Raw genomic sequence first — 9,400 nt, 5'->3', positions numbered from 1 at the left:
TGCTAAGAAATCGTCTTGGTCACTTCACCAGACATTGAAAATCAACAAAATTGTTTGATGTTCGATGCTGTGAGTGCCCACACAGATTGCTTGATTCAAATTGTTAAAGAGCGTCACGCTTGTCGCGTTGAGGAGGCGCATATTACACTCCTCACTTCGAAAGTCAAGCGGTTGTTTTCGCTTTTCTTTCGGCGCCGGCTTCGCGAGGAAGCTGGCTCATCAGGTTGGCGTGTTCCGCCGTGCTGGTAGGGGCGCATTATAGGGAGCAGGATCACGATGACAAGGCTTTTTTTGAAGAAAGTCACGGAAACTTCAAATTATCCAATTAGAAACAGCTTACTCAGTGTATATATACAGTGTTATCCACAACCTGATGATTTCAGTCCTGTTTTATCGTCATTTAAGTGCGCCTTCCCCCATTGGGGAATGCCATACTGGAACGGATAATGTGTCCCAAGTGGTCCATGGTAGCGCCCGGCTGGAAAGCTGGTTACCATGGAGGTGAATAGAGTGTTGCACCTTTTTTGCTTTCATTTACAAAAGGTCTTTAAAGATGAATTTATCCAAGTTTCCCGTTTATGTGCAGGCTGCCATCCTTGCCCTGGTGTTGGCGCTGGTTGGTTATCTGGTTGCCCAGGCTCTGCAGTTTTCTTTGAAAGCCGAAGTGATTTTTGCTGTGGGTCTGGCCATCGGTGGTTTCATCGTGCCGCTGTTCCTTAAACGGACACCTGCCGCAGCAGGCGAGCTGGCCTCCGGCCAAGAGACTTGCACCTTATATGTAGGCAACCTGCCGTATCGCGCCAACGAGATTGCCGTGCGCGAACTGTTTGCCGAACAGGGACAGGTGATCTCTGTCCGTCTGATGAAGGACAAGGCCACCGGCAAACGCAGAGGGTTTGGTTTTGTGGAGATGCCAGCCGCCGATGCCGCCAAGGCCATCGCCGTGCTCAATGACAAGGAGTATCAGCAGCGTACCCTCAAGGTACGTGAAGCCAACGACAAGCGGGATAAAGATGAGAGAGAAGGCAGCGAAGTCGATGCCTGATCCCCTGGCGGTCACGAGTTAGTACCGCACCTCTTCGAGTGATGACAGCCCCCAAGCTTGCAAGGGGGCTGTCAATTTTTGGGCTTGTGCATCCAGTCGGGTGCAATATGCCCTGGCCTGCACCACGGCTTGTGAAGGCCGCTCAGCCACGGTAGCCAATAGATGTGTCACCCGTCTTGCTACAGCGCTCCCTGAATCCACCAGCTGACATCCTGGCATCAATTGCCGGATCTCGTCATTGAGCAACGGGAAGTGGGTGCAACCCAGCACCAGGGTATCCGGCCTTTCCTCTCCTTCCATCCAGTCCATCAGCACCTCCTGCAACAGCGCCATGTTTACCGGCCGTCCCGCCAGCTTGTGCTCGGCTTCGATCACCAGTTCAGTCGCACCCTTGAGCAACACCCGCTTGCCCGGGGCAAACTGGGTAATGAGGTGATGAGTATATTCACGGCTGACGGTGCCCGGGGTCGCCAGCAGGCCGATACACCCATTGCGGGTCAGGGCTGCAGCCGGTTTGATGGCAGGCACCACGCCGACAACTGGAATGGTCAGGGCGGCACGCAAGGATGGCAGGGCTATGGTGCTGGCCGTGTTGCAGGCAATCACCACCAGATCGATGGCATGCTCGGCCACCATGTGACTGACCAGACGGGTGCAGGCAGCAATCAACGCTGACTCGCTCAGCTCACCATAGGGGAAGTTGGCATTGTCAAAACAATAAAAGTAGTTGTATGCCGGCAGCGCACGGCGGATCTCGCGATAGATGGTCAAGCCACCCATGCCGGAGTCGAACACTAGAATATTGGCCACCTGACCTCCCCCTTTGGTGCAAGGCAGCGATCATACTCCCGCCTGCCGCCAATAGAAAAGGCCCTGCCAATGGCAGGGCCCCTCATTTATACAATCACGGTCGAGATCAGAGTGAGTAGTCGACCGTCACGTAATAGGCACGCTCGTCGGCCGGGTAGCCCACCGCAGTCTGGTACTCCTTGTCCAGCAGGTTGTTGATCTTGCCGGAAACCTTCCAGGAAGGCGCGACCTGATAACCCACTGCCAGGTTCCAGACACTGTAGCCACCCAGCTGGGTCGTGTTGGCCGCATCACCATAGCGCTCGCCCTGATAGATCCAGCTCAGGGAGCCATCGAGCTGCTGCCACTGTGCCTGGGTCACCCACTTGGCGCCCTTGCGGGAGATCAGCTGCAGCTGTTTGTCGGTCACCTTGTCCTTGGGATCCTTGTACTCGGCAGAGACCCGGTGGCTCAGCCAGCCGGTGTCAAATTCCCCTTCCAGCTCGATACCCTCGATCCGCGCCTTGCCAACGTTTTGAGGGCTCCAGAGGCTGTTGGAATCACTTGGATTAGTGGGTGCCCACTGGATCATCTGCTCGAAGTCGTTGCGATAACCGGTCACACGCCACTCGACGCCGGCAGTCTGGCCATCGAGCATCAGCTCACGGCTCTTCGACTCTTCCGGCTTCAAGTCAGGGTTGCCTGAGCTCGGGTAGTAGAGGTCATTAAAGGAGGGGGCGCGGAAGCCAGTGCCGTAACGGGCACTGAGGCGATAATCCTCCGCAAAGCGCCAACCAGCCCCGGTCTGCCAGGTGTTGTGACGACCAAACTGTTTGTTGTCGTCACTGCGACCGCTCAGCTCAGCCTGCCACGTCTGGTTGTCAAACTGGGCCAGAGCATAGAGCCCGGTGTTGTCACGCTCGTCGGCATCGCTCGGGAAGGCGGTACCGGAGGAGCGGGAACTAGCATCCAGCATGTCGCGCTGCCAGTCGGCGCCGCCACCCAGGGTCCAGTTCTCGTCCAGCTTGACGTTGTTGACCCAGTTCAGGGTGTACTGACGGGTATAGATTCGGTCAGTGGCCTGATCGCGGCCGCTGCTGTCCGGGTAGTCGTAGGCATCCTGTTTGGAGAAGGCGCCGCGCAGTTCGCTCAGGTAACGCTCGTCGTGATAACGAGACCCCAGCTGGTAGCTCTGATTCTCGGTCCAGGTTTCGTTGCGCTGATGGTAGGCCGGGCCCCAGGCAGAAGCGGCGGACGATCGGTCGTACTGGGCAATGTTGCGGAACCAGCGGGTCGTGCCGAACAGATCCCAGTTGCCGGTCAGCGCATGCTGATAGTCCAGCATGGCGTTATAGCCCCGGTGACCGTGCTTGTCGCCATCGTTCACCCCTGCGATGGGGTGGACGTTGTAGCCGGTCTCGTCATCGAAGCCCCCGGCAACCTTGAGCTGGCCAGCTTCGCCGATCTGGCTGGCGCTGCTGAAGGCGGCCTGGCGCTGTTTGTGAGAGCCGGCACCGACATTGAATTTGTGCTTGTTGGTCGCAGGATCGGGACGGGTGATGATGTTGATCACCCCGCCGATGGCATCCGAACCATAGATAGTGGCACGCGCACCGCGGATATATTCGATGCGCTCCACCTGGTTGAGCGGCAGGTTGTTGAGCTCCGTCATCCCGGCGGTCAGGGAGGCGCTACGCACCCCGTCCACCAGCACCAGGGTCTGGGAAGAGGTACCGCCACGCACCCGCAGCGAGCTAAGCTGGCCACGGCCGCCATTGCTCACCACTTCCACGCCGGGCAGGGTCTTGACCACATCGGTCACGGTCTGGGCTTGCAGACGGTCGATCTCGTCCCGGGTCACTACATTGACCGGGGCAAGTACGCTGGAGGCAGGTTGGGCTACGCGGGTTGCGGTCACCACCATGGTAGGATTGACGGGGATGGTCGTCTGGGCGAAGGCCGCCGTTGGCAACAGGGCAGCCACCAATAATTTCTTGGACATGAGAGATCCTTAAGTTCGCGTAAGCATCTACTTCGTGGCCGGTTTCTCTCGGCCCGAAATACGAACTTTGGCAGGTCTTCGGGCTGGGGGGCTGATGGCCTACGGCGACGGCTTCCCACCTGACGGCAGTGCCCTGATGTCGCTTCGTTCCCCCTTACCGCTGCGCGCCAGCTCCGGATTTTCACCGGATTCCCTATTAAGCATGATGCGCCAAAGCGGAGGGGATTATAGGCAGAGCCAGATTGGATGTATAGCCATCCAGATTTCTATTTCTGCTTTTCCAGCTCTACCAGTCGCTGCCTGGCTCCCTCCATCACCGCCTGTACACCGGGATGGGAGAGGTGACGGCCAGCAGAGACCAGATAATAGGAGAGCGTGACCTCGGGCAAGGTGGCAATCCGCTCGACACCATAGAGGCGCTCAATCTCGTCACGCATCGCAAGGGGGGCGGGAAAGATCCCCATGCCCGCCTTGCCGAACGACTTCATCAGGGTCGAGTCGTCAAACTGGCCGACCAGATGGGGATGTATGCCCTGCTGGCGATACCAGGCCAGCAGCCGATCATGGGTCGCCGACTTCTCGCCGGGGATAAGCAGCGGCAGCCCTTCCAAAGAGGCGGGAAACCCCGAACGGGCACGAGCCGCCAGCGCCGGACTTGCAAACAGTGCCAGCGGGCTGCGTCCCAGTTCATGGTTGTAGCCACGTACGCCACTATCTGGTGGCAGTGGGCGATCGATCAGCACCATATCCAGCTTGTGTCTGGCCAGCTCGCTGAATAGCTGCTCGGCCCGCTCTTCATGGCAGATCAACCGCACCGGCGTCGCCAGCGCCATGGCCGGTGCCAGCAGCTCAAACGCCAGGGTGCGAGGCACCGAGTCGGCAATCCCCACCTGCATGGTCAGCTCCTGGCTGGCGTGGCGCAGGGTGTGTTCCAGCTCGGCCCCCAGCGAAAAGATGGCGCCGGCCTGCTCAAGTGCCTGGCGCCCCGCAGCCGTCAAGACGAGCCGCCTCCCCTCCCGGCTGAACAGCGCCACCCCGAGAGACAGCTCCAGCTCCGCGACCTGACCACTGATGGTTTGCGGAGTGAGATGAAGCTGTTCGGCGGCCCGTGTCACGCTGCCGCTGCGCGCCACATGCCAGAAGTAATAGAGTTGTTTGTAGTTGAGCATCCGGGTTCCTATCAGTTTTTGCCGAACAATCATCAATCAAAATCTGATTTTATCGAAGCATCATGCACTCTAGCATGCAAGCACCCTGTGAATTGCCTCCTGCGACCCCTCATGCTGGATGTTGTTGTACTCTTTTTCCTGTTTGGCCTGCTGGCCGGTCTGGTGCGATCCGAGCTCAAGTTGCCCCCCGCACTCTATGACACCCTCTCCCTCTTCCTGCTGCTGGCCATCGGCCTCAAAGGCGGTGTGGGCCTGGCCCAGCAATCCTTGTTGCCACTGCTGCCACAACTCGCCCTGGTGATACTGCTCGGTGTGGTGCAAACCCTGGCAGGCTTTGCCCTGTTGCGCATAAAGATGAACCGGATCGATGCCGCTGCCACCGCAGCCCACTACGGCTCGGTCAGCGTTGCGACCTTTGCGGTCGGGGTAAACTGGCTCACCGAGCGCGGCATCAGCTTCGAATCCCAGCTATCCATCTTCCTGGCTGTGATGGAAATCCCGGCCATCCTGGTGGGCATAATGCTGGCGCGCGGGGTGAGCCGCCAGACCCGCTGGCGCATGCTGGCCCATGAAACTTTCCTCGGCAAGGGGGTGACTCTGCTGCTCGGTGGCATGGCCATCGGCTATCTGGCCGGGCCGCAAGGCATAGCCCCCCTCAAACCCCTTTTTGTGGATCTGTTCAAAGGAGCGCTCGCCCTGTTCCTGCTTGAGATGGGTTTGATAGTGGCACGCCAGTGCCAGGATCTGCGCCGCCATGGCCTGTTTCTGCTCGGCTTCGCCCTGCTGATGCCGCTCGCCTCGGCAGGACTGGGGTTGACGGTCGGCAAGCTGATGGGGCTCTCCCTTGGCGGACTCACCCTGCTGGCCACCCTGGCGGCCAGCGCCTCCTATATTGCCGTGCCAGCGACCTTGCGCATCGCCGTGCCCCAGGCCAACCCGGGGTTGTCCCTCAGCGCCGTGCTGGGCGTAACCTTCCCCTTCAACATCATGCTGGGGATCCCGCTCTACCACAGCTGGGCCCGCCACTTCACGGAGTAGCCATCATGCAGACCGAGACCCGTACCCTGCTGACCGTCATCACGGAAGCAAATCTGGAACCCACCCTGCTGCGCACCCTGACCCGGGAAGGGCTGCGGGGCTACACCATCACGGATGCACGCGGACGAGGCGATCACGGCGAGCGCAACGCCAGCTGGAGCGAGAGCGCCAACATCAGGCTGGAGGCGATTTGCAGCCGCGAGCAGGCGGAACGACTACTCGCCCACCTGCAGAGTCGCTACTACCCCGACTACGCCATGATCGCTTTTCTGCAATCGGTCGAAATCGTGCGACCCGAGAAATTCTGAGCCGGCTTGCCGGCTCTTTTTGTTTACCGAAAGCAAACGTTTAACAGCAAGGAACCAGACAAATGAACACCCCTCCCCTGATCGGCCTAGTAATGGGCTCCGACTCCGACTGGCCCGTGCTGCAGGCGGCAGCCCGCATCCTCAAGGAACACGGCGTGCCCTACGAAGCGCGGGTGGTCTCGGCCCACCGCACCCCGGACCTGCTGTTCGAGTATGCCGCCAGCGCCCGCGACCGCGGCCTGCGGGCCATCATCGCCGGAGCCGGTGGCGCCGCCCATCTGCCGGGCATGGTCGCCGCCAAGACCACTGTGCCCGTACTGGGGGTCCCCATCCCCTCGCGCCACCTCAAGGGGATGGACTCCCTGCTCTCCATAGTGCAGATGCCCAAGGGGGTGCCGGTCGCCACCTTCGCCATCGGCGAGGCGGGGGCCGCCAACGCCGCCCTGTTCGCGGTCTCATTGCTGTCAGTCACCCTGGATGGCGATGCCCCCCGCTACCAGCAACAGCTCGACGACTTCCGCGCCAACGAGCGTGACCGGGTGCTGGCGCTGCAACTGGAGGACCCGGCATGATACTGCCACCCGCCACCCTGGGCATGCTCGGCGGTGGCCAGCTTGGCCGCTACTTCGTGATGGCCGCCCACCGCCTCGGCTACAAGGTGGTGGTGCTGGATCCCGACCCCGCCAGCATCGCCGGTGCCGCAGCCGATCACCATATTGTCGCCCCCTATGACGACCAGGCAGCCCTGCACGATCTGGCCAGCCGCTGCGCCGCCATCAGCTGCGAATTCGAGAACGTGCCCGCCGCCACTCTCGCCCTGCTGGAAAAACAAAAACCGGTGCGGCCAGCCGCCAGCGCGGTGCGCATCTGTCAGGATAGGCGCGAGGAGAAGGCCTTTCTGCGCGGGGCTGACATCCCGGTCGCCCCCCACCTGACTCTGCTGCCGGATGAGTCACTACCCCCTCTGGGTGCGGAGCTGTTCCCCGCCATCCTCAAGACCGCCCGCGAGGGATACGACGGCAAAGGCCAGTGGACGATTTCCGACCCCAGCGCCTTGCAGGCGGCCTTGACCGCCAGCGGCGTACCTTGCGTACTGGAAAAACGCCTGCCGCTGGAGGGGGAGTTTGCCCTCACCCTGGCCCGCAGCCCGAGCGGTGCCATCAGCGCCCTGCCTCTGGTGCAGAACTGGCACAGTGGCGGCATTCTCGATCAAACCCGCTCCCCGGCAAATGTCCCTGCGCTGGAGGCTGAGGCGAAAGATATCGCCGAGCGGCTGATCGCGGTGCTCGACTACGTCGGCGTGCTGACGGTGGAGTTTTTTCTGGTGGAAGGGCGGCTGTTGGTCAACGAGATGGCGCCCCGCCCCCACAACTCGGGTCACCCCAGCCTCGACAATGCCGAGTGCAGCCAGTTCGAGTTGCAGGTGCGCGCCCTGTGCGATCTCCCCTTGCCCGAGAAAGCCGAAGTGCGGCCCGCCATCCTGCTCAATCTGCTCGGGGATCTCTGGCACGGGGGCACACCAGACTGGGAAGGGGTGCTGGCCCTGCCCGGAGTACACCTGCATCTCTATGGCAAGGGCGAGGCTCGCCCCAGCCGCAAGATGGGTCATGTCACCATCACAGGCCGTGACTGGCCCACGGTGGAGGATACTAGCCGCCATGTGCGCAGCCTGCTGGGGCTGCCCCCACGCTGAGCTGCACTCCCTTGAATGCAAAAACCCGGGCCAAGCCCGGGTCTTCTTTTTCATGCTGTCATCACAATGGAATAAGGGATCAGGCCCTGTCGACAGATACCGCGACAGGGGCCGGCAAGCGGATGGTCAGGGAGAGCACCAGGGCCACCACCATCAGCACCAGGATCAGGTTGAAGGTCGCCATGAAGCCGCCGAACAAGGAGGCCACGATGGAGCCTATGATGCTGCCCAGACCAAAGCCCAGATAGATGACGCCATAGTTCTTGGTCAGGTTGTTGAGACCGAAGAAGTCGCTCACCAGGGAGGGGTAGACTGTGATGGTACCGCCGAAGCTGAAGGCCACGCAGGCCACCGCCACGAAGAAGAGGTTGGCATTGAGCGGCACGAACAGCAGCAATCCCATGCCACCGAGGGTGATCAGCTGGGCTATGGTGATAACCCGGATGCGGGACATCTTGTCAGACAGAATGCCCAGCACCAGTCGACCACCCAGGTTGGCCATGGCGATCACCGCAACCGCATTGGCAGCCACCGCAGTCGACAGACCCACCATGTTCTCGCCGATATCCTTGGCCACGCCGATGACGTAGAGGCCGCTCATGCAGGCGGTGAGGAACATCAGCGCCAGCATCCAGTACTGCGGCTTGCGCATCGCCTCGGCCAGGGTGAAATCACGGCTCTCGGTTTGCTGCGCCGAAGCGGCCTGCTTGGGTGCATCCTTCATCAGCATTCCGCCAACCAGCACCATGGACATGGCGATCAGCCCCCACAGCTGGAAGGTCGCTTCCAGGCCGTTGTTGGAGAGCAGCAGCAGGTTGATGTACTTGAAGCCGAGGCTGCCCAGGCCATAGGCACCGATGGAGCAGGCGGAGATAAGCCCCTTGCGCTCCGGGAACCACTTCACGCAGTTGGAGAGCGTCATCAGGTAGCCGGTACCGTCGGCAAACCCCACAAGAATACCGGCGCAGAGGTAGAGCATGGCCAGATTGCTGGCGTGGGCGGTGAGGAAGAAGCCGATACCGAGCAGCACGCCGGCCCCCAGGGTGACATTGCGCACCCCGAACCGCTCCTGCAACTTGCCCGCCATGGAAGAGGCGACCGCCAGCGACAGGCTGAGCAGACCGAAGGCAAACGCCACCTGGCTGACCGGCTCGTCCAGCTTGTCGGAGAGCTGGGCGTTGAACAGGCTCCAGGTGTAGACGGAACCCAGCGCAAACTGGGTAATGATGGTACCTATCAGGGTCAGATAGCGGGTGCGGTTCATCTCTTTGGTCATGATGCGTCTCGGTCGATGGCCTTAAGGAAATTGAGGCCACTATAGGCAAGACGCAGCTCGCACCGACCGATTAAGGCATG

The 9,400-nt window shown here is 60.9% G+C and carries 9 protein-coding genes and 1 riboswitch; of the genes, 5 read left to right on the top strand and 4 right to left on the bottom strand.

Annotated features, from left to right (window positions below; genetic code table 11):
- Positions 1–553: 553 nt before the first annotated feature.
- Positions 554–1,045 (top strand): RNA recognition motif domain-containing protein, encoded by a 492-nt coding sequence (locus AACX78_RS00305; protein WP_005321648.1) that lies wholly within the window; start codon positions 554–556, stop codon positions 1,043–1,045.
- Between the two features lie 18 nt (positions 1,046–1,063).
- Here the strand turns inward: AACX78_RS00305 and murI are convergent, their stop codons facing one another.
- The 3 genes from murI to AACX78_RS00290 all read right to left on the bottom strand — a co-directional run bounded on the left by murI (position 1,064) and on the right by AACX78_RS00290 (position 5,005).
- Entirely contained in the window at positions 1,064–1,855 is a 792-nt protein-coding gene (murI, locus tag AACX78_RS00300) for a glutamate racemase (RefSeq protein ID WP_159165074.1), read from the bottom strand.
- Positions 1,856–1,961: 106 nt separating this feature from the next.
- Positions 1,962–3,836, bottom strand: coding sequence for a TonB-dependent receptor domain-containing protein (locus tag AACX78_RS00295; protein ID WP_159165073.1), 1,875 nt, complete (start codon positions 3,834–3,836; stop codon positions 1,962–1,964).
- A gap of 52 nt (positions 3,837–3,888) precedes the next feature.
- A riboswitch (cobalamin riboswitch) is annotated at positions 3,889–4,066 on the bottom strand.
- A gap of 36 nt (positions 4,067–4,102) precedes the next feature.
- A complete protein-coding gene (locus AACX78_RS00290) occupies positions 4,103–5,005 on the bottom strand; it encodes a LysR family transcriptional regulator (protein WP_005321658.1) in 903 nt (300 codons plus the stop codon).
- A gap of 111 nt (positions 5,006–5,116) precedes the next feature.
- Here AACX78_RS00290 and AACX78_RS00285 point away from each other — a divergent pair, with 111 nt between their 5' ends.
- The 4 genes from AACX78_RS00285 to AACX78_RS00270 all read left to right on the top strand — a co-directional run bounded on the left by AACX78_RS00285 (position 5,117) and on the right by AACX78_RS00270 (position 8,044).
- Positions 5,117–6,043 carry a sodium-dependent bicarbonate transport family permease gene (locus tag AACX78_RS00285; protein WP_005321662.1) on the top strand — a complete coding sequence of 309 codons (927 nt, stop codon included), beginning with the start codon at positions 5,117–5,119 and terminating at the stop codon, positions 6,041–6,043.
- Between the two features lie 5 nt (positions 6,044–6,048).
- Complete coding sequence (locus tag AACX78_RS00280; RefSeq protein ID WP_159165072.1) at positions 6,049–6,351, top strand: P-II family nitrogen regulator; 303 nt, start codon at positions 6,049–6,051, stop codon at positions 6,349–6,351.
- 62 nt (positions 6,352–6,413) lie between these two features.
- Entirely contained in the window at positions 6,414–6,923 is a 510-nt protein-coding gene (gene purE / locus AACX78_RS00275; protein ID WP_017412961.1) for a 5-(carboxyamino)imidazole ribonucleotide mutase, read from the top strand.
- Positions 6,920–8,044, top strand: a complete 1,125-nt coding sequence (locus tag AACX78_RS00270; RefSeq protein ID WP_159165071.1) for a 5-(carboxyamino)imidazole ribonucleotide synthase — start codon at positions 6,920–6,922, stop codon at positions 8,042–8,044. The genes purE and AACX78_RS00270 overlap by 4 nt, the downstream gene beginning before the upstream one ends.
- 79 nt (positions 8,045–8,123) lie before the next feature.
- On the opposite strand, the gene AACX78_RS00265 is transcribed toward AACX78_RS00270, so the two are convergent.
- Complete coding sequence (locus tag AACX78_RS00265; protein WP_005321675.1) at positions 8,124–9,320, bottom strand: L-lactate MFS transporter; 1,197 nt, start codon at positions 9,318–9,320, stop codon at positions 8,124–8,126.
- Positions 9,321–9,400: the final 80 nt, after the last annotated feature.

Origin of the sequence: Aeromonas sp. 9A (assembly GCF_963900955.1) — a bacterium.
GTDB lineage: Bacteria > Pseudomonadota > Gammaproteobacteria > Enterobacterales > Aeromonadaceae > Aeromonas > Aeromonas salmonicida.
This window is presented reverse-complemented; position numbering and strand designations above follow the sequence as displayed.